Source organism: Streptomyces sp. NPDC002520, from assembly GCF_053595235.1.
Genome location: NZ_JBSFXG010000013.1, coordinates 95801 through 121473, shown reverse-complemented (window position 1 = coordinate 121473; position 25673 = coordinate 95801). Strand labels below are relative to the sequence as shown.

Genomic DNA, 25673 nt, shown 5'->3' with positions numbered 1-25673 from the left:
GCGGTACTGCCCCTCGCTGTTCGGGTTCGGCGGGTGGGTGGCGGGATGCGCTGAAGGGGTGCCGGGCGGCGTCACGGACGCCAGTGCGGGTTGTAACCGCTGGTCAGCTTGCGCTTCTTGTGGCGCCACTTGGGCTCGTGGTTGACCATCTCGTTGGTCAGGCCGCGCAGTCGGCGTACGACCGCTCCGTACGGCTTGATGACCAGGGAGGACAGCGTGCCGCCGGGGGGTTCGTCCATGAACGGCATGAACGCGTCGGGGAAGCCGGGCATCGTGCACCCGATGCAGATACCGCCCACGTTCGGGCAGCCGCCGGTGCCGGCCATCCAGCCGCGCTTGGGCACGTTGCAGTTGACCACCGGACCCCAGCAGCCCGTCTTCACCAGGCACTTGGGTGAGTTGTAGTCGAGTCCGAAGTCGCCCTGCTCGTAGTACGAGCCACGGTCGCAGCCCTCGTGCACGGTCTTCCCGAACAGCCACTGCGGACGCAGCATGTGGTCCAGCGGGGGCGGGGGAGCGTTGCCGGCGGCGTGCTGCAGCACCCAGACCAGGGTCTCCATGAAGTTCTCGGGCTGGACGGGACAGCCGGGCACGTTGACCACGGGCAGGCCGGCCGTGGACTTGAACTCCCAGCCCAGGTAGTCGGCCAGGCCCATGCAGCCGGTGGGGTTGCCCGCCATCGCGTGGATGCCGCCGTACGTCGCGCAGGTGCCCGCGGCGACCACCGCCCAGGCCTTGGGCGCGAGTTGGTCGATCCACCAGTTCAGGGTCTGCGGCTGCCCGGTCTCCGGGTCGTTGCCGAACGACGTCCAGTAGCCGTCGCCGTCGATGATGTTCTGGTTCGGGATCGAGCCCTCGATGACGAGGATGAACGGGGACAGCTCGCCCTGTGCGGCCGCCCGGTAGGGGGCCAGGAAGTCCTCGCCGCCCAGGCTGGGCGAGAGCACCTTGTTGACCAGGTTGACCTTCGGCAGGCCGGGGATGAGGCCGAGGACGACGTCCTCGATGGACGGCTGGTCGGCTGCCGTCACGGAGACGGTGTCGCCGTCGCAGCTCATGCCCTCGGAGATCCAGAGGATGTGGATCTCGTCGATCCCCTTTTGCTCGTCGGCCCGCTCGGGCGCGCCGCGGACTTCGGTGGTGCCGCTCTGGGTGGTCATGTGGTCCGCCTTTGCTCCAGTCGGTCGAGGAGTCGGTCGGGGGCGGCCGCGTCGGGGTCGCCGAGGGGGTGTCCGACCGGCCGGTGGTCGTGCGCCGGTGACTCAGGGGCGTCCATCGAGCCGTCCCTCCTCCGGTCCGGCGGCCGGGTGCCTGGGCCGCGGGGACTGGGGCCCCGATGGCCGGCCCGGATCGGCGGGGTCCGCCGGAGCGGGTGTGTCCGCCTGTCCGAGCGGTTCGAGCTCGTCGGGCCGGAAGTAGTGGAAACGGCCGTACCAGCCGTGCAGTTCGGCCGCGGGATCGCCGTCGACGGTCACCGCCAGGTGCACGCTCCCGTCCACGTCGTGGAAGACCGCGGCCACCTGCGCGGTCCGGCCGGCCAGGAACATGTCCTGCGCGTCGGCGCCCCGGCCGCGCGGGCACAGCCGCACCCGGCTGCCGCCGCCGACCGGGACGCCGTCCACGAGCACGGTGTCCGTGGTCGGTGACAGCCCGTCGTCGGCACCCTCCTGCCACCAGGCGGGCCGACCGGAGGCGGGGACCTGGGAGAAGGCGGCGGATGGCGGGGCCGCGGCGTCCCGTGTCCAGGGCCGGACGGCGGGTGCCATGGGCGCGGCGGCTGCCACGGGCTGGGCCGCGGTTGTCTTGGGCCGGGTCGAGGGTGTCCGGGCCGGGGCGGCCGGGGTCAGTGAGCGGATGGCGCCGTGCAGCCGGGAGAACACCTCCCGGGGCATCGTGTCGACCCGGTCGAGGATGCGCGCGGCGCGCGGGTCGGTGGCCCGGGCCTCGGCCTTCTCCTCGTCGGTCAGCAGCATCGTGCGCAGCGTCAGGATCTCGTCGATCTCGGCGGCGTCGTGGAGATCGCCCGGACTCTCGGGGGCGACCTGCGGGTGGTCGGGAAGGATGATCGGCGAGGAGAGGACGACCGGACCGGTGGCGCCGGCGCCGTCGTCCGTCCGCGGGGGTTCGCCGCCGAGGACGGGGAACGTGAACGCGTTGCGGCAGTCGCGGACGTGGTCCCGCAGCGCGGCGGGAGGATCGATCAGCGAGACGAACTCGAGGCCCTCGCCACCGATGAGGGTGTGGGCGGCGAGCAGCGCCCGGCGCAGCGCCTCACCGCGCGGGACACGGGGGTCGGGCGCGGATCCGGCGTTCTCGGTGCGCACCCGCAGCCGGTAGACCTCGGCGCCGAGGTGCTCGGCCTCGACCGTGGTGTGCGCCCGGACCTCCTCGCGCCGTCGCACCACCCGCCCGGCGCCTTCGGACAGCGGTTCGGTCTCCGTCGAGGCCTGGGCGGAGACCGGCGCGCGACACGGGCCGCGCAGCAGATCCTCCAGCGGCCATACGAGGTCGACCTCACGCGGCACGGCCTCGTCGAAGCTCAGATGTGTCGTCCCGTCGTCCGTCCGCAGCGACTCGACGGCACGGAACCCGCCGTCGCCGGCCGCCTCCACCTGCTTGTGCTGCATCTGCAGATACCGGACCCGGACCTGTACGACCGCGCCGGGCCGCCCCACGCGCACCAGGCACTCGGTCTGCTGGTACCAGGAGTCGGCCGAGCCGGAGATGCCCACGCGGACCGGTCCGTCGGCCTCCACCCACTCACGGGGCAGCAGCACCCCGAACTGCCAGCGGACGCGGTTCTTGCCCGAGGAGCGTCGGTACGGATAGAGGAGGTACCCCTCGTAGAGCACGGCGTCGGCGACGCCGCTCACCTGACCGAAGGGATCCCCGGGCAGCGCACACGACGTGCCCGGGACCGGGCTCCTGTCCCGGTCCCGGCTGCCGTCCTGGTTCTGTACGGCGACACACGCCGCGCCACTGCCGTCGCCCCTGTCCGACATTCCGCCTCCTTGGCGCCTCTGCACGCGCGCATTCCTTCCACCACCGTCACACCCCTCACAGCACCTCGCCCCTCCGGCGGACCGAGGTTGGGCCAGGCAGGTGACGCCGGGGGGTGGGACAGCGGTGAGCGGTGACACCGAAGGGATGCGCGGCCGGGCGGGCGAGGCCATCGCCCCGGGGAGGAGCCCGGTACCGGCGTGCTCACTCGCCCCGTCGGCCGCTCCGCCCGCCCTGGTCGTTCTGCTCCCTCTGCGGGCTGCGGGCACACCGTCCGCGCCTCTCCCGGAGCGCCTGGACCAGCAGCGGGAGCAGGGAGACGACGACGATCACGGCGACCAGCGGCAACAGGTAGTCGTCGACGTGCGAGACCGACGAACCCAGCAGGAAGCCGGCCAGGACCAGGGTCTGGGACCAGAGAACACCCCCGACCGTCTGCCACACGGTGAACGTCCGCACGGGCACGCCGAGCGCGCCCGCCGCCGGATGCAGCACGGACCGCACCATGGGCACCCAGCGGCCGATCACCAGGGCCTTGCGGTAGCCGTAGCGGGCCAGGAGCCGTTCCGCCCGCGCGACGCCCTCCTTGACCCGTCGGCTGGAGGTGCGGCCCAGCACCGCCCGTCCGCCGTGCTGCCCGAGCACATAGCCGACCTGGCCGCCCGCCACCGCCCCGACGGCCGCGCACAGCAGCACCTGCCACAACGCCAGCCGTGGCGCCTGGTGCGCGGCGCCCGCGCACAGCACGCCCGCGGGGAACAGCAACGTGTCGCCCGGCAGGAAGAAGCCGAAGACCAGCAGCCCCGACTCCGCGAAGATCACCACCAGGACGCCGAGCGCGCCGAAGGCGGCCAGCAGGGAGGCACTGTCCGTGGGGTCGACCGCGATCACCGCCCGTCGCCTCCCGCCCCTTGCCGTTCGACCGCTTTCCGTCAAGTGTCGCGTGGGCGGCGTCCGGGCGCCCGGAGAGCTGCCGGTCCGCGCTGCCTTGACCCCGAAATCGATCTCTGCGAGCGTCCTCGCCATGGCTCGCGAAACCGTCATCGGTGTGGACATCGGGACATCGAGCAGCAAGGGCGTCCTGGTCGGACCGGACGGCGAGGTGATCCGCTCGGCCGTACGGGAACACACCCCGGCCCGGCCGGGCCCCGGGCGCTTCGAGATGGACGCCGGCGTGTGGTGGGCCGAGTTCGCCGGCCTGGCCCGCGAGCTGACCGGTCCCGGCGACGCCACCGTGGTCGCCGTCGGCGTCAGCGGCATGGGGCCCTGCGTCCTGCTCACCGACGAGCGCGACACCCCGTTGCGCCCCGCCGTCCTCTACGGCGTGGACACCCGCTCGGTCCCCCAGATCCGGCGCCTCGAGGAGCGACTCGGGGCGGCGGAGATCATCCGGCGCGGCGGTTCCGCCCTGAGCACCCAGGCCGCCGGGCCGAAGATCGCCTGGATCGCCGAGGAGGAACCGGAGGTCTACGCCCGGGCCCGGCGCCTGTACATGCCCAGCAACTGGCTGGTCAGGAAGCTCACCGGGGCGTACGTCCTGGACCACCACTCGGCCAGCCAGTGCACTCCGCTGTACGACACACTCGCCCACGCCTGGTACGCGCCCTGGGCCGCCGAGGTCGCCCCTGGCCTCGACCTGCCGCCGCTGCGCTGGTCCGGTGAAGCGGCAGGCACGGTGACGCCCGAGGCGGCCCGGGAGACGGGCCTGCCCGTCGGCATTCCGGTCGCCACCGGCACGATCGACGCCTGGGCCGAGGCCCTGAGCGTAGGTGCGGGGGCCACGGGCGACCTGATGCTCATGTACGGCACGACCATGTTCCTCATCCACACCGTGCCCCGGCCGCTCACCAGCCCCTCCCTGTGGGGCACGGTCGGCGCGCTGCCCGGCACCCGCAACCTGGCCGGGGGCATGGCCACCTCCGGCGCGGTCACCAACTGGCTGCGCGATCTGTTCTCCGGCGCGGACCACACCGAGCTGACCCGGCAGGCGGCCGCATCCGGCCCCGGTGCCAACGGCCTGCTGATGCTCCCCTACTTCTCCGGCGAGCGCACCCCGCTCATGGACCCGGACGCCCGTGGCGTCATCGCCGGACTGACCCTGTCGCACACCCGTGCCGATCTCTACCGGGCCGCGCTCGAGGCCACCGGCTTCGGTGTCCGTCACAACATCGAGGTCATCGAGGAGGCCGGCGGCGACATCCGCCGCGTGGTCGCCGTCGGCGGCGGCACCCAGGGCGCATTGTGGACGCAGATCGTCTCCGACATCACCGGACTTCCTCAGGAACTGCGCGCCACCACCGTCGGCGCCGCGTACGGCGATGCGCTGCTCGCCGCGCGACTCCTGCGCGACACCTCGGCCGACGACTGGAACCCGGTGCGCGAGACGGTGCGGCCCCGCACCGAACTCGCCGCCCGGTACGACGCGTTGTACGCGCTCTACCGGCGGCTGTACCGCGAGACCGCGGAGACCGTGCACACCCTGGCCGCGGCGCAGGAACGCTGACCGGTTCACGCGTCGGCGTCGGCGTCGGCGCAGGCGCTGGTGCGGGCGCCGATGCGGGCGCGGTAACTGCCGCTCTTCCCCGCGGACTTCACTCTTTGTCCTGCGAGTGGAGAAAGTCTGCGGCAATCCGTGCGCGACTTCTTCCCAGGCTCGGCAGCCACTGCTACGTTCCCTACGAAAGCCCGACACTGGTGGCCGGATCTGGGCGGGGAGGGGCACGTGAGACGCATGACGGCACGACCGGCGAACGCGCACCAGGCCCGGCTGCTCAAGCTGCTGCGTGACGGCGGCCCCAACTCCCGTGCCCAGCTGGGTGACCAGGTCGATCTGTCCCGGTCCAAGCTGGCCGTGGAGGTGGAGCGGCTGCTGGAGACCGGCCTGGTGGTGGCCGACGGACTCGCCGCATCGCGCGGCGGCCGCCGCTCCCACAACGTCCGGCTCAACCCGGACCTCCGGTTCCTCGGCGTCGACATCGGCGCGACCTCGGTCGACGTCGCCGTCACCAACGCGGAGCTGGAGGTCCTCGGTCACCTCAACCATCCGATGGACGTCCGTGAGGGCCCTGTCGCCGTCTTCGAGCAAGTCCTGGACATGGCCGGAAAGCTGAAGGCCGCCGGGCTCGCCGGGGGCTTCGACGGCGCCGGCGTCGGCGTCCCCGGACCCGTCCGCTTCCCCGAGGGCGTGCCGGTCGCCCCGCCGATCATGCCGGGCTGGGACGGCTTCCCCGTACGGGAGGCGCTCAGTCAGGAACTCGGCTGCCCGGTGATGGTCGACAACGACGTGAACCTCATGGCGATGGGGGAGCAGCACGCCGGAGTCGCCCGCACCGTCGCCGACTTCCTCTGCGTCAAGATCGGCACCGGCATCGGCTGCGGCATCGTCGTCGGCGGTCACGTCTACCGCGGTACCACCGGCAGCGCGGGCGACATCGGCCACATCCAGGCCGTACCCGACGGCCGCCCCTGTGCCTGCGGCAACCGGGGCTGCCTGGAAGCCCACTTCAGCGGCGCCGCCCTGGCCCGGGAGGCGATGCAGGCCGCCACGCAGGGCCTGTCCGGCGAACTCGCGGCCCGGCTGGCGGCGAACGGCACCCTCACCGCCGTGGACGTCGCCGCGGCGGCCTCCGCGGGAGACGCCACCGCGCTCGAACTGATCCGTGAGGGAGGCACCCGCGTCGGCCAGGTCATCGCCGGGCTCGTCTCCTTCTTCAACCCCGGCCTGGTGGTGATCGGCGGCGGGGTGACCGGTCTCGGTCACAACCTGCTCGCCGCGATCCGCACCCAGGTCTACCGCCAGTCCCTGCCCCTGGCGACCGGCAATCTGCCCATCGTCCTCGGGGAGTTGGGCGCCGACGCCGGCGTCATCGGCGCGGCCCGACTGATCAGCGACCATCTCTTCTCACCCGCCTAGCCGACCGTTCCTCCGACCCGCACACAACCCTGTCCACCCGTCCCGGCAGACCTCACCACGCCCACTGACTCGTGTAGACAGCACCGCTTACTCGTGTCGGCACGACCGCTGCCCGGCGTAGCCAGGCACCGCCTGCCCGCCTGCCCGCCTGCCCGCCTGCCCGCCTGCCCGCCTGCCCGCCTGCCCGCCTGCCCGCCTGCACCTGCCTCGACCGCACCGCCGGCCGTGGGCGAAGCACGCCCTGAAACCAACTCGCACCCCCTGAGACCAACTCGCACGCCCTGAAACCGGCCCGCACGCCCGCCTAGGGGAACCACATGGCACCAGAACCACCGCTGCTCAGCATGTCCGGGATCACCAAGTCGTTCCCCGGTGTCCGCGCCCTGGACGGCGTCGAGCTCGACGTCCAGGCCGGTGAAGTGCACTGCCTGCTCGGCCAGAACGGCGCCGGGAAGTCCACCCTCATCAAGGTCCTGGCCGGTGCCCATCAGCCGGACGGCGGCACCGTCCGCTGGCGCGGCGAGCCCGTCACGCTGCGCTCGCCGATCGCCGCCATGCGCCTCGGCATCGCCACCATCTACCAGGAACTCGACCTGGTGGAACACCTGTCGGTCGCGGAGAACGTCCACCTCGGCCACGAGCCGACAACCGCCGGCTTCGTCGTACGGGGCAAGGCGGCCCGCTCCTCGACGGCCCGCCTGCTGAAGCGGCTCGGCCATCCCGAGATCGAACCCGGCCGACTGGTGGGGGAGTTGTCGGCGGCCCAGCAGCAGATCGTGTCCATGGCCCGCGCCCTCTCGCACGACGTACGCCTGATCGTCATGGACGAACCGTCCGCCGCGCTGGACCCCGACGAGGTCGACAATCTCTTCCGGATCGTCGGCGGTCTCACCGCCGAGGGCGTCGCCGTCGTCTACATCTCGCACCGGCTGGAGGAGATCCGGCGCATCGGCGACCGGGTGACCGTGCTCAAGGACGGGCGGGCGGTCGCGGGAGGACTGCCCGCCCGGACCACCCCGACCCGGGACGTCGTCGCGCTGATGACCGGCCGCGACGTCGAGTACGTCTTCCCCGAGCGGCCTGCGACGCCGCCCGCCGCCGAGCCCGTGCTGCGGGTCCGCGGGCTCGCCCGCGACGGCGAGTTCGCTCCGCTCGACCTCGACGTGCGGCCCGGGGAGATCGTCGGACTCGCCGGACTGGTCGGCTCCGGGCGCTCCGAGATCCTGGAGACGATCTACGGGGCACGCAGGCCCACGGCAGGCCAAGTCCAGGTCGACGGGCGGCCGTTGCGGAGCGGGAGCGTACGGGCCGCCGTACGCGCCGGGCTCGGGCTCGCCCCCGAGGAGCGCAAGGCACAGGCCCTGCTGATGCTGGAGTCCGTCACCCGCAACGTCTCGGTCTCCACCCTGTCCCGCTTCTCGCGGGGCGGCTGGATCGACCGGCGGGCCGAGCGGAGCGCCGCGCGGGCGGCGACCCGCGAGCTGTCGCTGCGGCCCGACAACCCGGACGCACCCGTGCGCACCCTTTCCGGCGGCAACCAGCAAAAGGCCGTCCTCGCCCGCTGGCTGCTGCGCGGCTGCCGTGTGCTGCTGCTGGACGAACCCACCCGCGGCGTCGACGTCGGCGCCCGCGCCGAACTGTACGCGGTGATCCGCCGGCTGGCGGACGAAGGCCTCGCCGTGCTCCTCGTCTCCAGCGAGGTGCCCGAGGTGCTCGGCCTCGCCGACCGCGTCCTGGTGCTCCGCGAGGGCCGGGTCGTCCACACGGCACCCGCCCGCGAACTGGACGAACACCGTGTCCTCGACCTTGTCATGGAAGGAACCCCGGCGTCATGACGCAGCCCGTCTCACCGCCCCGGGACGCCGCCGGAAAGCTGCCGGCGGCCGGCCGGCCCCCCGCCTGGCGCGGCGTGCTCGCCCGCGCCGACGTCCGCACCCTCTCGCTGCTCGGCGTCCTCGCCGTCCTCGTCGTCATCGGCGGCGTCACCAAGCCCGACGAGTTCCTCGACACCCGGAACCTGCAACTCGTCCTCACCCAGGCCTCGGTGATCGGCGTCGTCACCGTCGGCATGACGTTCGTGATCACCTCGGGCGGCATCGACCTCTCCGTCGGCGCGATCGTCGCCCTCGCCTCCGTGTGGGCGACCACGCTCGCCACGCAGGAGTACGGCTTCGCGGGCATCCTCTTCACGGCGGTGGTCGTCGGACTCGGCTGCGGCCTGGTCAACGGGCTGCTGGTCGCCTACGGCGGGGTGGTCCCGTTCATCGCCACCCTCGCCATGCTGGCCTCGGCGCGCGGCCTTGCCCTGCAGATCACCGACGGGCGTACCCAGATCGTCACCGTCGACGGCATCCTCAACCTCGGGGAGCGGGACTCCTACGTCCTCGGGATTCCGCCGCTCGTCCTGGTGTTCGCGATCGTGACCGTCGCCGGCTGGCTGGTGCTCAACCGGACCACCTTCGGCCGCCGCACCGTCGCCGTCGGCGGGAACGCCGAGGCCGCCCGGCTCGCCGGCATCGACGTCCGCCGCCAGCGGCTCTACCTCTACCTGCTGTCCGGCCTGTGCTGCGGCATCGCGGCCTTCCTGCTGATCGTCCTGTCCGGCTCCGGCCAGAACACCAACGGCAACCTCTACGAACTCGACGCCATCGCCGCCGCGATCATCGGCGGCACCCTGCTCAGCGGGGGACGGGGCACCATCACCGGCTCCGTGCTCGGCGTCCTGGTCTTCACCACGATCACCGACATCTTCGCCCTGAACAACCTCCAGACCGACGTCCAGCAGATCGCCAAGGGCGCGATCATCGTCGCCGCCGTCCTGGTCCAGCGCCGTACCGCGAGCACGACCTGAGGAAAGGGTTCACCGCCATGCCAGAGCACACGAGCCGCGCCACGAACGGCCGCACGAGCCGCAGAGGGCTCCTCTTCGGGACCGCCGCGGTGTCCGCTGGCGCCTTTCTCACGGCGTGCACCAGCAACGACCCCAAGAACGAGAGCCCCGCCGCCGACACCCGGCCGGCCGCCGACGACAAGCCCGGCAAGCACGTCACCGTCGGCTTCGCCGGACCGCAGGCCGACCACGGCTGGCTCAACGCCATCAACGACAACGCCAAGAGCCGGGCGAAGAAGTACTCCGACGTCACCCTGGAGATCACCGAGGGCTCCAACGACACCGCCCAGCAGATCGGCCAGATCGAGACCCTCATCAACAAGAAGGTCGACGTCCTGGTCGTCCTCCCTGCCGACGGCAAGGCCCTCACCCAGGTCGGTCTGAAGGCCATGCGCGCCGGGATCCCCGTCGTCAACCTCGACCGGATCTTCAACTCGGCGCAGGCGTACCGCTGCTGGATCGGCGGCGACAACTACGGCATGGGTCTCAACGCCGGCCGCTACATCGGTGAGAAGCTCAAGGGCAAGGCGAACGCCCGCGTGATCGAGCTGGCGGGCCTGGACAACCTGGAGCTGACCAAGCAGCGCAGCCAGGGCTTCGACGACGCTCTCAAGAGCTACCCCAACATCAAGAAGGTGGCCCGCCAGGCCGCCGAGTTCACCGTCGAGTCCGGGCAGGCCAAGATGGCCCAGCTGCTGCAGGCCCAGCCCACGTTCGACGCCCTGTGGAACCACGACGACGACCAGGGCGTGGGCGCGCTGCGCGCCATCCAGCAGGCCGGACGGGACGGCTTCCTGATGGTCGGCGGAGCCGGAGCGCTCTCCGCCTTCCAGGCGATCAAGCAGGACGACGGCGTGTTGAAGGCCACCGTTCTCTACCCGCCGACGATGGCCGCCTCCGCCATCGACCTCGCCCGCGCCCTCGGCCAGGGCAAGGGCGTCTCCGGCCTCGCCGAGTTCGAGATCCCGGCGTCGATCACCCTCTACTCGGCCGTCGTGGACAAGGACAACGTCGACCAGTACATGTCCACCGGCTTCCGGTGATCCAGATCGCCCGCACCCCCCACCGCGCCACGACGAAGAGGAGGACGAGCGCATGGAACAGCCGCACCAGTCACCGGAGCCGGAGTCGGAGGCACCGGCAGGGGTCCCGGCACGTGCCGGGAAACGCCCGCTGCGTGTCGGCATGGTCGGATACGCCTTCATGGGCGCCGCCCACTCCCAGGGCTGGCGCACCGCGGGCCGCGTGTTCGACCTGCCGCTGCAACCGGTCCTGGCGGTGATCTGCGGCCGCGACGAGAGCGCCGTACGAGCGGCCGCCGAGCGGCACGGCTGGGCGGCCGTCGAGACCGACTGGCGGGCGCTGATCGCCCGCGACGACGTCGACCTGGTCGACATCTGCACCCCAGGCGACACCCATGCCGAGATCGCCGTCGCCGCGCTGGCCGCCGGCAAGCACGTCCTGTGCGAGAAGCCCCTCGCCAACACGGTCGACGAGGCCGAGACCATGGCACGGGCGGCCGAGGAGGCCTACTCCGCAGGCAGGTTGGCGATGGTCGGCTTCAACTACCGGCGGCTGCCCGCCACCGCGTTCGCCCGGCGGATGGTCGCCGATGGCCGGATCGGCGCCCTGCGCCACGTGCGGGTGACCTACCTCCAGGACTGGCTCGTGGACCCGGACTTCCCGCTGACCTGGCGGCTGCGCAAGGAGTCGGCCGGCTCCGGCTCGCTCGGCGACCTCGGCGCCCACATCGTCGACCTCGCCCAGTACCTGGCCGGCGAGAAGGTGGCCGGCGTGTCCGCCCTGACCGAGACCTTCGTCCGGGAACGGCCGCTGCCCACCGGACCCACCAGCGGACTGAGCGGCGCGGTCGCGCAGGGCGGCACCGGCACGGTCACCGTGGACGACGCCGCCCTGTTCACCGGCCGGTTCGCCTCCGGCGCCCTCGCCTCCTTCGAGGCCACCCGGTACGCCACCGGCCGCAAGAACGCCCTGCGTATCGAACTCAACGGCGAGCGTGGCTCGTTGGCCTTCGATCTGGAGCGTCTGAACGAACTCTGGTTCCACGACGCCACCGAGCCGGGCGCCGAGGCCGGTTTCCGCCGCATCCTCGTCACCGAGCCCGACCACCCCTACCTGGAGGCCTGGTGGCCGCCCGGCCACGGACTGGGCTACGAGCACTCCTTCGTCCACCAGGCCCGCGACCTCGTCCACGCCATCGCCGCACACCGCCGTCCCGAACCCTCCTTCGCCGACGGACTCCAGGTGCAACGCGTCCTGGCCGCGGTGGAGGAGAGCGCCGAGAAGAACTCCGTCTACACCCCCGTCGGGGACTGAGGAGGCCCGCCCATGCCGCGCCCGTTCACCCTTTTCACCGGCCAGTGGGCCGACCTGCCGCTGGAGGAGGTCTGCCGCCTGGCCCGCGACTTCGGCTACGACGGCCTCGAACTCGCCTGCTGGGGCGACCACTTCGAGGTCGACAAGGCCCTCGCCGACCCCGGATACGTGAAGTCCCGCCACCAGCTCCTCGACCGGTACGGCCTCAAGTGCTGGGCGATCTCCAACCACCTGGTCGGGCAGGCCGTCTGCGACGCCATCATCGACGAGCGCCACCAGGCGATCCTGCCGGGCGCGGTGTGGGGCGACGGCGACCCGGAAGGGGTGCGCCGGCGGGCGGCCGAACGGATGGAGGACACCGCCCGCGCCGCCGCGGCCTTCGGCGTCGACACCGTCATCGGGTTCACCGGCTCCGCGATCTGGCACCTGGTCGCCATGTTCCCGCCCGCCCCCGAGTCCATGATCGAACGCGGCTACGAGGACTTCGCCGAGCGCTGGAACCCGATCCTCGACGTCTTCGACGCGCACGGCGTGCGGTTCGCCCACGAGGTCCACCCGAGCGAGATCGCCTACGACTACTGGACCACCCACCGCGCCCTCGACGCGATCGGCCACCGCCCGGCCTTCGGCCTGAACTTCGACCCCTCCCACTTCGTGTGGCAGGACCTCGACCCGGTCGGCTTCCTGTGGGACTTCCGCGACCGGATCTACCACGTCGACTGCAAGGAGGCCCGCAGGCGCCTCGACGGCCGCAACGGCCGCCTCGGCTCCCACCTGCCCTGGGGCGACCCGCGCCGCGGCTGGGACTTCGTCTCCGCCGGGCACGGCGACGTCCCCTGGGAGGACGTCTTCCGGATGCTGCGCTCCATCGACTACCGGGGCCCCGTCTCCGTCGAGTGGGAGGACGCCGGCATGGACCGGCTCCAGGGCGCCCCCGAGGCACTCACCCGCCTCAAGGCCTACGACTTCGAGCCGCCGTCCACATCCTTCGACGCGGCCTTCTCCAACTGACGCCAATAAACGGTCAGTTGTCACCGCACCGGGATGACGGCGCATCCCGGCGTTCGCACCCGCCCGTACAACCAGCCCCATTCTGGAGGCCCTTCGTGCACGGGAACGATCGCACCACCAGCACCGCGACCCACAGACCACGCCTGCGCAGGATGCTCGCGCTGCTCAGCGGAGCACTCCTCGCCGGAGCCACCCTGACCCTCACCACCCCCCAGGCCGGCGCAGCCGTCACCGACCAGGGCGCCGCCGCGGCGACCGAGGACTTCCAGCAGGTCACCCTCGCCAAGGGCGAGGCCGAGGTCGGCGAGCCCATGTCGCTCGCCGTCCTCCCCGACCGCTCCGTCCTGCACACCTCCCGCGACGGAAAGCTGCGCCTCACCGACGCGGACGGCAACACCAAGGTCGCGGGCACGCTGAACGTCTACAACCACGACGAGGAGGGTCTGCAAGGAATCGGCGTAGACCCGGGCTTCAGCACCAACCGGTTCATCTACCTCTACTACGCGCCCCCGCTCAGCACCCCGGCGGGCGACGCACCCGAGAACGGCACCGCCGCCGACTTCGCCCCGTTCGACGGCTACAACCGTCTCTCCCGTTTCGTGCTGAACCAGGACGGCACCCTCGACAACGCCAGCGAGAAGGAGATCCTCCAGGTCAAGACCTCGCGCGGTATCTGCTGCCACGTCGGCGGAGACATCGACTTCGACGCGGCGGGCAACCTGTACCTGTCGACGGGCGACGACTCCAACCCGTTCCAGTCCGACGGGTACACCCCCATCGACGAGCGCTCCACCCGCAACCCGGCCTTCGACGCCCAGCGTTCGGCCGGCAACACCAACGACTTGCGCGGCAAGATCCTGCGCATCAAGGTGAACGCGGACGGCTCGTACTCCATACCGGACGGCAACCTCTTCGCGCCCGGCACGCCCAAGACGCGGCCCGAGATCTACGCCATGGGCTTCCGCAACCCGTTCCGGTTCAGCGTCGACAAGAAGACCGGCATCCTCTACGTCGGCGACTACGGCCCCGACGCCGGTGCCGCCAGCCCCACCCGCGGACCCGGCGGACAGGTCGAGTTCGACCGTGTCACCGGCCCCGGCAACTACGGCTGGCCGTACTGCACGGGCAAGAACGACGCCTATGTGGACTACGACTTCGGGACCAAGCTCTCGGGCGCCAAGTTCGACTGCAACGCCCCGAAGAACGACTCGCCCAACAACACCGGCCTGACGGACCTGCCCCCGGCGCAGCCCGCCTGGATCCCCTACGACGGCGGCTCCGTGCCGGAGTTCGGCACCGGTTCCGAGTCCCCGATGGGCGGACCCGTCTACCACTACGACGCCACGCTCGACTCGCAGGTCAAGTTCCCCGAATCCTACGACGGCAACTTCTTCGCCGGTGAGTTCGGTCGCCGCTGGATCAAGCGCATCGTCAGCGACGACGCCGGCACCGTACAGTCCATCAACCCCTTCCCGTGGACCGGGACCCAGATCATGGACATGGCCTTCGGGCCCGACGGCGCCCTGTACGTCCTTGACTACGGCACCAGCTGGTTCGGCGGCGACGCCAACTCCGGCCTGTTCCGCATCGAGAACGTGACCGGCCGGCACTCGCCGGTGGCGCAGGCCGCGGCCGACCGCACCTCCGGGCAGGCGCCCATGAACGTGAACTTCTCCTCCGCCGGGACGACCGACAAGGACGATGACGCGCTCACCTACAGCTGGGACTTCGGTGACGGCACCACGTCGACGGCCGCCAACCCGGCGCACAAGTACCGGACGAACGGCACCTACACGGCGACCCTCACCGTGAAGGACACGACAGACCGCACCGGCACCGCCAGCGTCCAGATCGTCGTCGGCAACACCGCCCCCAAGGTCACCCTCCAACTGCCCGAGGACGGCCAGCTGTTCGAGTTCGGCGACGCTGTTCCGTTCAAGGTGAGGGTGAGCGACCCCGAGGACGGCAAGGCCGTCGACTGCTCCAAGGTCACCGTCAACTTCATCCTCGGCCATGACACCCACGGCCACCCGCTGACCTCGGCCACCGGCTGCTCCGGCACCATCCAGACCACAGCCGACGGCGGCCACGACCAGGACGCCAACATCTTCGGGGTCTTCGACGCGCAGTACACGGACGGCGGAGGTGGCGGGCAGGCCCCGCTCACCACGCACGCCCGGCACGTCACCCAGCCCAAGCATCGCCAGGCCGAGCACTTCGACGACTCCTCCGGCATCACGGTCTACAACAAGTCGACCGCGCACGGCGGCAAGTCGGTGGGCGACGTCGACAACGGCGACTGGATCTCTTTCAAGCCGTACGTCCTGAGCAACGCCACCTCGTTGAGCGCCCGCATCGCCTCCGGCGGGGCCGGCGGCGCTCTCGAGGTCCGCGCGGGCTCGCCCACGGGCACCCTGCTCGGCGCGGCCACCGTGCCGGTGACCGGAGGCTGGGAGAGCTTCCAGGACGTCAGCACCGACCTGTCCAACGCCCCGCGCGGCACCACCACGCTGTATCTGGTCTTCAAGGGAGGCGCCGGCGCCCTGTTCGACATCGACGACTTCACCTTCACGACGAGCTGAGAGGAGGGCACACCGTGCGATCAACCGGAAGAATCACCACCGGAGTTCTGGGTGCCGCCCTGCTCCTCGGCTGCGTGACGGCACCCGCCGTGTCCGACTCGGGCAACGCCAAGGCCGACGCCAAACGGGTCCTGGTCTTCTCCAAGACCGCCGGTTTCCGGCACGACTCGATCCCCGACGGCATCGCCACGATCAAGCAACTCGGCGAGGCCAACGGCTTCACGGTCGATGCCACCGAGGACGCCGGCGCCTTCACGGGTGCGAACCTGCGCCGCTACGACGCCGTCGTCTTCATGTCGACGACCGGTGACGTGCTCGACGACACCCAACAGGCGGCGTTCGAGGGCTACATACACCAGGGCGGCGCCTACGTCGGTGTCCATTCGGCCGCCGACACCGAGTACGACTGGGCGTTCTACGGAGGGCTCGCGGGGGCCTACTTCCAGAACCATCCCGCGATCCAGCCCGCCAGGGTGAACGTGGAGGACCGCGGCCACCCGGCCACCGCCCACCTGGGCATGACCTGGGACCGCACGGACGAGTGGTACAACTACCGCTCCAACCCGCGCGAACGCGCCCACGTCCTGGCCTCCCTGGACGAATCGTCGTACAGCGGCGGCACCATGAACGGCGACCACCCCATCGCCTGGTGCCAGAACTACCAGGGAGGCCGGGCCTTCTACACCGGCGAAGGCCACACCAAGGAGTCCTACACGGACCCCGCCTTCCGGCAGCATCTGCTGGGCGGCATCCGCTGGGCCATCGGCGACACACAGGCCGACTGCCGCCCGGAGAACGGCTACCGGCGGCTCTTCGACGGGTCGGCCGCCTCGCTGGAGGGCTGGCGGCAGGCGGGCCCGGGCGGCTTCACCCTGTCCGACGACGGCACACTGACGTCGCACGGGGGCCTGGGGATGCTCTGGTACACCCCGTCGGACTTCGGTTCGTACTCGCTGAAGCTCGACTGGAAGGTGGCCGGTGACGACAACTCGGGCGTGTTCGTAGGCTTCCCGCCCTCGGACGACCCCTGGTCGGCCGTGAACAACGGCTACGAGATCCAGATCGACGCCACCGACGTGCCCGCGAAGACCACGGGGGCCGTCTACGGCTTCCGGTCGGCCGACCTGAAGAAGCGCGACCGGGCGCTGAACCCGCCGGGGGAGTGGAACACCTACGAGATCCGCGTGCAGGGAGAACGTCTGCGGGTCTGGCTCAACGGTGTGAAGATCAACGATTTCACCAACACCGACCCGGCCCGGAGCCTCACCGACGGACACATCGGCCTGCAGAACCACGGGACCGACGACCAGGTGTCCTTCCGTGACGTCCGGATCAAGGAACTGCCCGCCAAGGGCGACTGAACGGCGGCGGGCGGGGGACGCCGGACCCCCGCCCGCCGTCTCCACCCCCATCTCTCTACCCCCACCGCCATTCCCTCCGGGAGCTCACGGCCCGGGACAAGGAGGCTGCCCATGTCCGCGTCTCTCTCCCGCCCCCCGCGCGTCGGCGTCTGGCTGATCGGAGCCCGGGGCTCCGTCGCCACCACCGCCGTCACCGGGTGCGCCGCCGTCACCGCGGGCCTGCGCCCGCCGACCGGCCTGGTCACCGAGACGCCCGCCTTCACCGGCCGCGGTCTGCCCGCCCTGTCCTCGCTGGTCTTCGGCGGCCACGACACCACAGACTGCCCCCTGCCCAAACGCGCCGAGCAGCTCGCCGCGGGCGGAGTCCTCCCGCCCGGCCTGCCCGCCGCGGTCGCGGCCGAACTCACCGGCGCCGACCGGGAGATCAGACCCGGTGGCCCGCTCCCCGGCGACACGCGGGACGAGGAGCAGCTGATCACCGCGTTCGCCGCCGACATCGAGGACTTCGTGCGACGGCACGGCCTGGCGCGCGCCGTCGTGGTGAACGTCGCCTCCACGGAACCGGCCCCCACCGGCCCCGGGCTCCCGCCCAGCTCCCTCTACGCGGCAGCCGCCCTGCGCGCCGGCTGCCCCTACGTCAACTTCACCCCCTCCACGGGCCTGCACCACCCGGCACTCGCCCCGCTCGCCGCGGCGAGCGGACTGCCCTACGCGGGCCGCGACGGCAAGACAGGCCAGACCCTGCTCCGCTCGGTCCTCGGCCCGATGTTCGCGCAGCGGGCGCTCGGCGTCCGCGCCTGGTCCGGCACCAACCTCCTCGGTGGCGGGGACGGCGCCAGCCTCGCCGACCCGGCCGCCGCCGCGGCCAAGAACGCCGGCAAGGAACGCGTCCTCACCGACACCCTCGGCACCACCCCCGAGGGCGAGGTCCACATCGACGACGTGCCCGCGCTCGGCGACTGGAAGACCGCCTGGGACCACATCGCCTTCGACGGTTTCCTCGGCACCCGCATGGTCCTCCAGACCACCTGGCAGGGCTGCGACTCCGCCCTCGCCGCGCCCCTGGTCCTCGACCTGGCCCGCCTCACCTCCCGCGCCCACGAAATCGGCCGCACCGGCCCGCTCGCCGAACTGGCCTTCTACTTCAAGGACCCGATGGGCGAGGCACCGGCGGCACTGGCGGAGCAGTACGCGGAACTGGTGCGCTTCGCCGCCGGCTCGGGGGAGGCGAGGTGAGCCGCATGCGAGTGTGGGCCGAACTCCTTCGTACGGCCGCGTCGTTCACCGGCACCGGCACCGGACCGGCGCGAGCCGAGGCGGGGCCGCAGGCCGCCCCCGCACAGGCGGGCGAGGTCCCTCGCCACCGGCCTGGCGACAAGGCGGCTTTGCACACCACTGCCCCGGTGCGCCAGGCGCCCTCCGCGGCCCTGCGCGCCTGGGCCGAACTCCTGCGCCTGCCCGCCCTGTTCACCGTCCCCGGTGACGCCCTCGCCGGAGCGGCCGCCGTCGCCGTCCGCCCGGACCGCCGCACCCTGCTCGCCGTCGGCTGTTCGCTGTGCCTGTACGAGGCCGGGATGGCCCTGAACGACTGGGCGGACCGTGCGGAGGACGCCGTCGAGCGCCCGCACCGGCCCCTTCCGTCGGGCAGGGTCGGCCCGGCCGCCGCCCTCACCGCGGCCTGCGCCCTCACGGCCGGCGGCCTCGCCCTGGCCGCACGCGCGGGGCGCCAGGCGCTGGCGGTCGCGGTGCCGCTCGCGGCGACCGTGTGGTCGTACGACCTGGTGCTGAAGCGCACGGCCGCCGGTCCCGGAGCGATGGCCGCCGCTCGTGGTCTCGATCTGCTCCTCGGCGCCGCGGCCACCGGTGGAGGCGTTCGCCCGGCCCTCGGCCCGGCAGCGCTGCTCGGCACCCACACCCTCGCGGTCACCACCGTCTCCCGGCAGGAGACCCGTGACGGATCCCCGCTCGCCCCTCTCGCCGCCCTGGCCACCACCGCCGCCCTGGCCCGGTCGCTGCCCGGCCGGAACGCCGGGTTCCTCACCACCGCCCTCGCGCTCACCTACGCCACGGCCACGGGCCGCCCCTACGCCCACGCGGCCCTGAACCCCTCACCCCCGCTCACCCAGCGCGCCGTCGGCGCCGGCATCGGCGCCACGATCCCGCTGCAGGCGGCCCTCGCCGCCCGCGCCGGGGCCACCGCGACGGCGCTGGGCACGGTCGCCCTCACCGCGGCCGCCCGACGGTTCTCGCGGCGGGTGAGCGTCACATGACAGCCCAGGAGAGCGCCCTCCGCTTCGGCTACGGCACCAACGGTCTTGCCGACCTCCGCCTCGACGACGCCCTCGCCCTGCTCGCCGACCTCGGCTACGACGGCGTCGGTCTGACCCTCGACCACATGCACCTGGACCCGCTCGCCCCCGACCTGACCGCCCGCACCCGGCGGATCGCCCGTCGGCTGGACGCGCTCGGGCTCGACGTCACGGTGGAGACCGGCGCCCGTTACGTGCTGGACCCGCGCCGCAAGCACGGGCCGTCGCTGCTCGACCCGGACCCGGGGGCCCGCGCCCGCCGCGTGGACCTGCTCCTGCGGGCGGTTCGGGTGGGAGCCGACCTCGGTGCCCACGCGGTGCACTGCTTCAGCGGGATCGTCCCGGTGGGCTGTGACGCGGCCACGGCCTGGCCGCGGCTCGCCGAGGCACTGACTCCCGTCATCGCGGCCGCCGCCGAGGCCGGCATCCCCCTCGCGATCGAGCCCGAACCAGGGCACCTTCTCGCCACCCTCGCCGACTTCCACCACCTGCGGCGCCTCCTCGGTGACCCGCCCGCCCTCGGGCTCACCCTCGACATCGGCCACTGCCAGTGCCTCGAACCGCTCCCGCCCGCGGACTGCGTTCGCGCGGCCGCGCCCTGGCTGCGGCACGTCCAGATCGAGGACATGCGGCGCGGTGTCCACGACCACCTGCCGCTGGGGGACGGCGAGATCGACTTCCCGCCGGTCCTCGCGGCCCTCGCCGCGATCGGCTACCGCGGTCTGACCGTCGTCGAACTGCCCCGCCACTCCCACGCCGGCCCCCGGCACGCCGAGACCTCCCTGCCGTTCCTCCGCCGCGCGGCCACCGGCATCCCGGCCGCCGTGCCAGAAGGGAGCACTCCATGACGCGACCGCCCGTCGCCGAGACCGATCCGGACGCCCTGCGCGAGCACCTGGAGACCAGCCTCGACCCGGCCGCCCGTGCCTGGCTCCACCAGGCCCTGGACGATGCCGCCGCCCACCCCGGCCGGCACGGGCCGATCTCCGTGTGGGAGCTGCGCCTGGCGGAGGCCGGCCGCCGCTGCGGCAGCGCGCACGCCGACGCCGTCCGCGTCCTGATCCTGCACGCGGCCCGCGCCGACACCGCCGCCCTCACCCGCGTCTACCGGCAGGGCACCGCCGCCGAACGCCGCGCCGTCCTGTACGCCCTGCCCCACCGTGTACCCGGCCCCGACGCCGTCCCCCTGGTCGAGGACGCCCTGCGCACCAACGACACCCGCCTGGTCGCCGCCGCCCTCGGCCCCTACGCCGCCCGCCACCTCGACGTCCACGCCTGGCGGCACGCCGTGCTGAAGTGCCTGTTCACCGGCGTGCCCGTCGACACGGTCGCGGGCCTGGACGAACGGGCGCGGGGCGACGCCGAACTCGCCCGCATGCTCGCCGACTACGCCGCCGAACGCACCGCCGCCGGCCGCCCCGTGCCCGACGGCCTGGACCGCGTCCTGGCCCTGGCCACCACGCAGACCAGCGAGGAGTCCTGATGCGACTGTTCGACCCGCACATCCACATGACCTCCCGCACCACCGACGACTACGAGGCCATGCGCGCCGCCGGCATCCGCGCCGTCGTGGAACCGTCGTTCTGGCTCGGCCAGCCCCGCACCTCGCCCGCCTCCTTCCTGGACTACTTCGACTCCCTCCTCGGCTGGGAACCCTTCCGCGCCGCCCAGCACGGCATCGCCCACCACTGCACGCTCGCCCTCAACCCCAAGGAGGCGAACGACCCCCGCTGCAGCCCCGTCCTCGACGAGCTGCCCCGCTACCTGGTCAAGGACCAGGTCGTCGCCGTCGGCGAGATCGGCTACGACTCCATGACCCCCGCCGAGGACACGGCACTGGCCGCACAGCTCCAGCTCGCCGCCGACCACGGCCTGCCCGCCCTCGTGCACACCCCGCACCGCGACAAGCTCGCCGGACTGCGCCGCACCCTCGACGTCCTGCGCGAGTCGGCGCTGGCGCCGGAGCGGGTCCTGGTGGACCACCTCAACGAGACGACCGTGAAGGAGGCCAAGGACAGCGGCTGCTGGCTGGGCTTCTCCGTCTACCCCGACACCAAGATGGACGAGCGTCGCATGGTGGAGATCCTGCGCGCCCACGGCCCCGAGCGGGTGCTGGTCAACTCCGCGGCGGACTGGGGGCACAGCGACCCGCTGAAGACCCGCCGGGTCGCCGACCTGATGCTGGTGGAGGGCTTCACCGCGGACGACGTCGACCGGGTGCTGTGGCGCAACCCCGTCGCCTTCTACGGCCAAAGCGGCCGCCTCGACCTGGAGGTCTCCTCACCGGGGGCCACGCACGAGGGCAACTCCCTGCTGCGCGGCGGGGAGTGAGCGATGCGCTTCCGCCACCGCGACGGTACGACCGTCCACCTCGCCTACTGCACCAACGTCCACCCCGCCGAGACCCTCGACGGAGTCCTCGCCCAACTGCGCGACCACTGCGAACCCGTGCGCCGCAGCCTCGGACGCGACCGCCTCGGCATCGGCCTGTGGCTCGCCCGCGACGCGGCCCGCACCTTGGACACCGACCCGGCCGCACTGCGCGACCTGCGCCGCGAGCTGGACCGGCGCGGCCTGGAGGTCGTCACCCTCAACGGCTTCCCGTACGAGGGATTCGGCGACGACGAGGTCAAGTACCGCGTGTACAAGCCCGACTGGGCCGACCCGGAGCGCCTGGAACACACCACCGCCCTGGCCCGGATCCTGGCCGCGCTGCTGCCCGACGACGTCACCGAGGGCAGCGTCTCCACCCTGCCGTTCGGCTGGCGCACCGCCTGGAGCGAGGAGCGCGCCCGCGCCGGGCACCGCGCCCTGCTGACCCTCGCCGAGCGCCTCGACGCGCTGGCAGCGCTGACCGGCCGCTCGATCCGGGTCGGCCTGGAGCCGGAGCCCGGCTGCACCGTGGAGACCACCGGCGACGCCCTCGCCCCGCTGACCGCCCTCGGCCACCCGCGCCTCGGCGTCTGCGTCGACACCTGCCACCTCGCCACCTCCTTCGAGGAGCCCGAAGCGGCCCTGGACGCGCTCGCCGACGCCCGGATCCCGGTGGTCAAGTCACAGCTGTCGGCCGCCCTGCACGCCGAACATCCCGGCCGGCCGGACGTCCGGACGGCCCTCGCCGCCTTCGCCGAGCCCCGCTTCCTGCACCAGACCCGCACGCTCACCCCGACCGGCCTCAGCGGCACCGACGACCTCCCCGAAGCCCTCGACGGGGACAGCCTCCCCGCCGACGCACCCTGGCGCGCCCACTTCCACGTCCCCCTGCACGCGAACCCCGCCGCACCCCTCACCTCCACGCTCCCGGTCCTGCGCACCGCCCTCACCCGGCTCGTCGGCGGACCGGCCGCGCTCACCCGCCACCTGGAGGTCGAGACCTACACTTGGCAGACGCTGCCGCCCGCGCTGCGCCCCCGGGGCCGCGACCGGCTCGTCGAGGGCATCGCCGCCGAACTCGCCCTCGCCCGCGATCTGCTGACCGACCTCGGCCTGAAGGAACTGCCATGACCGGGCCCGTACGACCCACCCCGCTCCTCGTCCTCGACGTGGTCGGCCTCACCCCGCGGCTCCTGGAGCACATGCCCCACCTCAAGGCCCTGGCCGCTTCCGGCTCCCGTGCCCACCTCGGCACCGTCCTGCCCGCCGTCACCTGCGCCGCCCAGTCCACCTTCCTCACCGGCACCCTGCCCGCCGAGCACGGCATCGTCGGCAACGGCTGGTACTTCCGCGAACTCGGCGACGTCCTGCTGTGGCGCCAGCACAACGGCCTGGTCGCCGGCGACAAGCTGTGGGACGCCGCCCGGCGCGTCCACCCCGGCTACACCGTCGCCAACATCTGCTGGTGGTACGCCATGGGCGCCGACACCGACATCACCGTCACCCCGCGCCCCGTCTACTACGCCGACGGACGCAAGGAACCCGACTGCTACACCCGGCCGCCCGCCCTCCACGACGAACTCCACGAGAAGTTCGGCACGTTCCCGCTGTTCCGCTTCTGGGGCCCGGGCGCCGACCTCGCCTCCAGCCGCTGGATCATCGACGCCACCCGCCACATCCTCCGGACCAGGCAGCCCGACCTGACGCTCTGCTATCTCCCCCACCTCGACTACGACCTGCAGCGGTACGGCCCCGACGACCCGCGCTCCCTGCAGGCGGCCGCCGACCTCGACACGGCCATGGCCCCCTTGCTGAACGACGCCCGCGCGCAGGGACGTACGGTCGTCGCCCTGTCCGAGTACGGCATCACCCGCGTGAGCCGGCCCGTCGACATCAACCGCGCCCTGCGCCGCGCCGGCCTGCTGGAGGTGCACACGCAGGACGGCATGGAGTACCTCGACCCGATGGCCTCCCGGGCCTTCGCGGTCGCCGACCACCAGATCGCCCATGTCTACGTGCGCCGCCCAGAGGACATCGCGGCCACCCGCGCCGCCCTCGACTCACTGCCCGGCATCGAGCAGCTCCTCGACGACGCGGGCAAGAAGGCGCACCACCTGGACCACCCGCGCGCCGGCGAACTCGTCGCGATCGCCGAACCCGACGCCTGGTTCACCTACTACTACTGGCTGGACGAGGCCCGCGCCCCCGACTTCGCGCGCCTGGTCGAGATCCACCGCAAGCCCGGCTACGACCCCGTCGAGCTGTTCATGGACCCGCTCGACCCCTATGTGAAGGTCAAGGCCGCCACCGCGCTCGCCCGCAAGAAGCTCGGGCTGCGCTACCGCATGGCGGTCGTCCCCCTCGATCCGGCCCCGATCCGGGGCAGCCACGGCCGCCTGCCCACGAGCGACGACGACGGTCCGCTCCTGCTGTGCTCCACCCCCCGCGCCGTCGGTGACCGCATCGCGGCCACCGACGTGAAGTCACTCCTGCTCCACCTCGCCGGTCTCGGCACCGACACCCGTACGAAAGAAGGCACTCGTGACCCACACGCATGACACCGACGACCAGTTGCGCCACAGCCTCGGCATTGACCGCCGGCGCTTCCTGAGCACCTGCACCGCCGTCGCGGCAGGCGCGATCGCCGCGCCGGTCCTCGGCGCGAGCCCCGTCCACGCCGCACCGCGGTCCGAGGCGGCCGAGGGCACCGCCAACGGCCAGGCCCTCGTCCCCGCGGACAGGCGCGGCATCATCCTCTACACGGTCCGCGACGCCATCGGCCGTGACCCCCTGTCCACGACGCTCCCCTCCGGTTTCCGCGCCGTGTTCGAGCAGCTCGCCCGCTTCGGCTACCGCCAGGTCGAGTTCGCGGGCTACGGCCAGCATCCGGGCGCGCCCGGCGGCGGCAGCCTGGAGTCCGTGGAAGGCGCCCGGCTGCTGCGCCGCTGGCTCGACGACAACGGCCTGCGCGCCCAGGGCAACCACGGCTTCATCCCCGGCTCCTGGCCCCTGACCGGCGCCGACCTGGACACCTTCAAGAAGCACCTGGAGATCGCGAACATCCTCGGCATGGCCCACATGGGCACCGGTGGCGACCCCACCAGCAGCTCCTACAAGTCCGACTGGGACGTGGCCGCCGACAAGTGGCACGCGCTCGGCGAGCTCGCCCGCGGTGCCGGCCTCAAGCTCTACACCCACAACCACGACGCGGCCTACGGATTCCTCCTCGACGGCGGTCCCCTGGACGCCCAGGGCCGCCCGACCCGCAGTTCCGGCATCCGCAAGCTGGAGTATTTCCTGTCCATCACCGATCCGAAGCTGATCTGGCTGGAGATGGACGTCTTCTGGGCCCACGTCGCCCAGTACAAGTTCCGTAGCTACACCGCCCACGACGGCTCCACGCAGACGAACGTCTTCGACCCCGCCGGCCTGGTCACCCGGCACAACCTGCGCTACCCGCTGTTCCACGCCAAGGACGGCGTCGTCAACGCCACCAACGGCATGGGCTACGACATGGTCCCGTTCGGTACCGGCGTCATCGACTACCGCACCTTCTTCTCCCGCGTGGGCCACCGCAACTACCACAACCCGATGGTCGAACAGGACAACGCCCCGAGCACCACCAACCCGGGCCAGTCCCTGGAACACGCGGCGATCGGCTACCGCAACATGTCCGCCCTGCGACGCTGAGCGCTCGGCTGGACATCCGATGCGTCATCCGCGGGTCCGACGTGGCTGGTCGCGCAGTTCCCCGCGCCCCTCTGGGGCGCTGCGCGAACTCCCTCTGTCGGGCCCGCGCCCACGCCCGTATACTGCCCCTCCGCAGTATTTCGGGGGCAGTTGACGGGGGAGCCTTGTGATCATTCGGCGGATGTGATTGGTTCTGGATCCTGTTCC

The 25673-nt window shown here is 72.3% G+C and carries 20 protein-coding genes; 17 read left to right on the top strand and 3 right to left on the bottom strand.

The window, feature by feature from the left end:
• Positions 1–71: 71 nt before the first annotated feature.
• From ACWD5D_RS20165 to ACWD5D_RS20155, 3 genes are all read right to left on the bottom strand, one after another.
• Entirely contained in the window at positions 72–1160 is a 1089-nt protein-coding gene (locus ACWD5D_RS20165) for an NADH-quinone oxidoreductase subunit B family protein (protein ID WP_451374075.1), read from the bottom strand.
• Between the two features lie 102 nt (positions 1161–1262).
• Positions 1263–3002, bottom strand: a complete 1740-nt coding sequence (locus tag ACWD5D_RS20160; protein ID WP_451374074.1) for a hypothetical protein — start codon at positions 3000–3002, stop codon at positions 1263–1265.
• 202 nt (positions 3003–3204) lie between these two features.
• On the bottom strand, positions 3205–3891 hold the full coding sequence (locus ACWD5D_RS20155) for a DedA family protein (protein ID WP_451374073.1): 687 nt from the start codon (positions 3889–3891) through the stop codon (positions 3205–3207).
• Positions 3892–4024: 133 nt separating this feature from the next.
• On the opposite strand from ACWD5D_RS20155, the gene ACWD5D_RS20150 reads away from it, so the two are divergent.
• The 17 genes from ACWD5D_RS20150 (at position 4025) to ACWD5D_RS20070 (ending at position 25466) form a co-directional block, all read left to right on the top strand.
• Positions 4025–5503, top strand: a complete 1479-nt coding sequence (locus ACWD5D_RS20150) for an FGGY-family carbohydrate kinase (RefSeq protein WP_451374072.1) — start codon at positions 4025–4027, stop codon at positions 5501–5503.
• Between the two features lie 228 nt (positions 5504–5731).
• On the top strand, positions 5732–6913 hold the full coding sequence (locus ACWD5D_RS20145; protein WP_451374071.1) for an ROK family protein: 1182 nt from the start codon (positions 5732–5734) through the stop codon (positions 6911–6913).
• Between the two features lie 317 nt (positions 6914–7230).
• Positions 7231–8748, top strand: a complete 1518-nt coding sequence (locus ACWD5D_RS20140) for a sugar ABC transporter ATP-binding protein (protein ID WP_451374070.1) — start codon at positions 7231–7233, stop codon at positions 8746–8748.
• Entirely contained in the window at positions 8745–9764 is a 1020-nt protein-coding gene (locus ACWD5D_RS20135) for an ABC transporter permease (RefSeq protein ID WP_451374069.1), read from the top strand. The genes ACWD5D_RS20140 and ACWD5D_RS20135 overlap by 4 nt, the downstream gene beginning before the upstream one ends.
• A gap of 17 nt (positions 9765–9781) precedes the next feature.
• On the top strand, positions 9782–10846 hold the full coding sequence (locus ACWD5D_RS20130; protein ID WP_451374068.1) for a substrate-binding domain-containing protein: 1065 nt from the start codon (positions 9782–9784) through the stop codon (positions 10844–10846).
• A gap of 52 nt (positions 10847–10898) precedes the next feature.
• Positions 10899–12140 carry a Gfo/Idh/MocA family protein gene (locus ACWD5D_RS20125; protein ID WP_451374067.1) on the top strand — a complete coding sequence of 414 codons (1242 nt, stop codon included), beginning with the start codon at positions 10899–10901 and terminating at the stop codon, positions 12138–12140.
• Positions 12141–12152: 12 nt separating this feature from the next.
• Positions 12153–13151 carry a sugar phosphate isomerase/epimerase family protein gene (locus ACWD5D_RS20120; RefSeq protein ID WP_451374066.1) on the top strand — a complete coding sequence of 333 codons (999 nt, stop codon included), beginning with the start codon at positions 12153–12155 and terminating at the stop codon, positions 13149–13151.
• A 95-nt stretch (positions 13152–13246) separates the two neighbouring features.
• Positions 13247–15733, top strand: a complete 2487-nt coding sequence (locus tag ACWD5D_RS20115) for a PQQ-dependent sugar dehydrogenase (protein WP_451374065.1) — start codon at positions 13247–13249, stop codon at positions 15731–15733.
• Positions 15734–15747: 14 nt separating this feature from the next.
• Positions 15748–17094, top strand: coding sequence for a ThuA domain-containing protein (locus ACWD5D_RS20110; protein WP_451374064.1), 1347 nt, complete (start codon positions 15748–15750; stop codon positions 17092–17094).
• Positions 17095–17205: 111 nt separating this feature from the next.
• Entirely contained in the window at positions 17206–18330 is a 1125-nt protein-coding gene (locus ACWD5D_RS20105) for an inositol-3-phosphate synthase (protein ID WP_451374063.1), read from the top strand.
• 5 nt (positions 18331–18335) lie between these two features.
• Positions 18336–19364 (top strand): SCO3242 family prenyltransferase, encoded by a 1029-nt coding sequence (locus ACWD5D_RS20100; protein WP_451374170.1) that lies wholly within the window; start codon positions 18336–18338, stop codon positions 19362–19364.
• Positions 19361–20251, top strand: a complete 891-nt coding sequence (locus tag ACWD5D_RS20095) for a sugar phosphate isomerase/epimerase family protein (RefSeq protein WP_451374062.1) — start codon at positions 19361–19363, stop codon at positions 20249–20251. The genes ACWD5D_RS20100 and ACWD5D_RS20095 overlap by 4 nt, the downstream gene beginning before the upstream one ends.
• Positions 20248–20886, top strand: coding sequence for an EboA domain-containing protein (locus ACWD5D_RS20090; protein WP_451374061.1), 639 nt, complete (start codon positions 20248–20250; stop codon positions 20884–20886). Before ACWD5D_RS20095 ends, ACWD5D_RS20090 begins: the two co-directional genes overlap by 4 nt.
• Positions 20886–21734 (top strand): TatD family hydrolase, encoded by an 849-nt coding sequence (locus ACWD5D_RS20085; RefSeq protein WP_451374060.1) that lies wholly within the window; start codon positions 20886–20888, stop codon positions 21732–21734. Before ACWD5D_RS20090 ends, ACWD5D_RS20085 begins: the two co-directional genes overlap by 1 nt.
• A 3-nt stretch (positions 21735–21737) precedes the next feature.
• On the top strand, positions 21738–22907 hold the full coding sequence (eboE, locus tag ACWD5D_RS20080; protein ID WP_451374059.1) for a metabolite traffic protein EboE: 1170 nt from the start codon (positions 21738–21740) through the stop codon (positions 22905–22907).
• Entirely contained in the window at positions 22904–24334 is a 1431-nt protein-coding gene (locus ACWD5D_RS20075; protein ID WP_451374058.1) for an alkaline phosphatase family protein, read from the top strand. Before eboE ends, ACWD5D_RS20075 begins: the two co-directional genes overlap by 4 nt.
• On the top strand, positions 24318–25466 hold the full coding sequence (locus tag ACWD5D_RS20070) for a sugar phosphate isomerase/epimerase family protein (RefSeq protein ID WP_451374057.1): 1149 nt from the start codon (positions 24318–24320) through the stop codon (positions 25464–25466). Before ACWD5D_RS20075 ends, ACWD5D_RS20070 begins: the two co-directional genes overlap by 17 nt.
• Positions 25467–25673 lie beyond the last annotated feature (207 nt).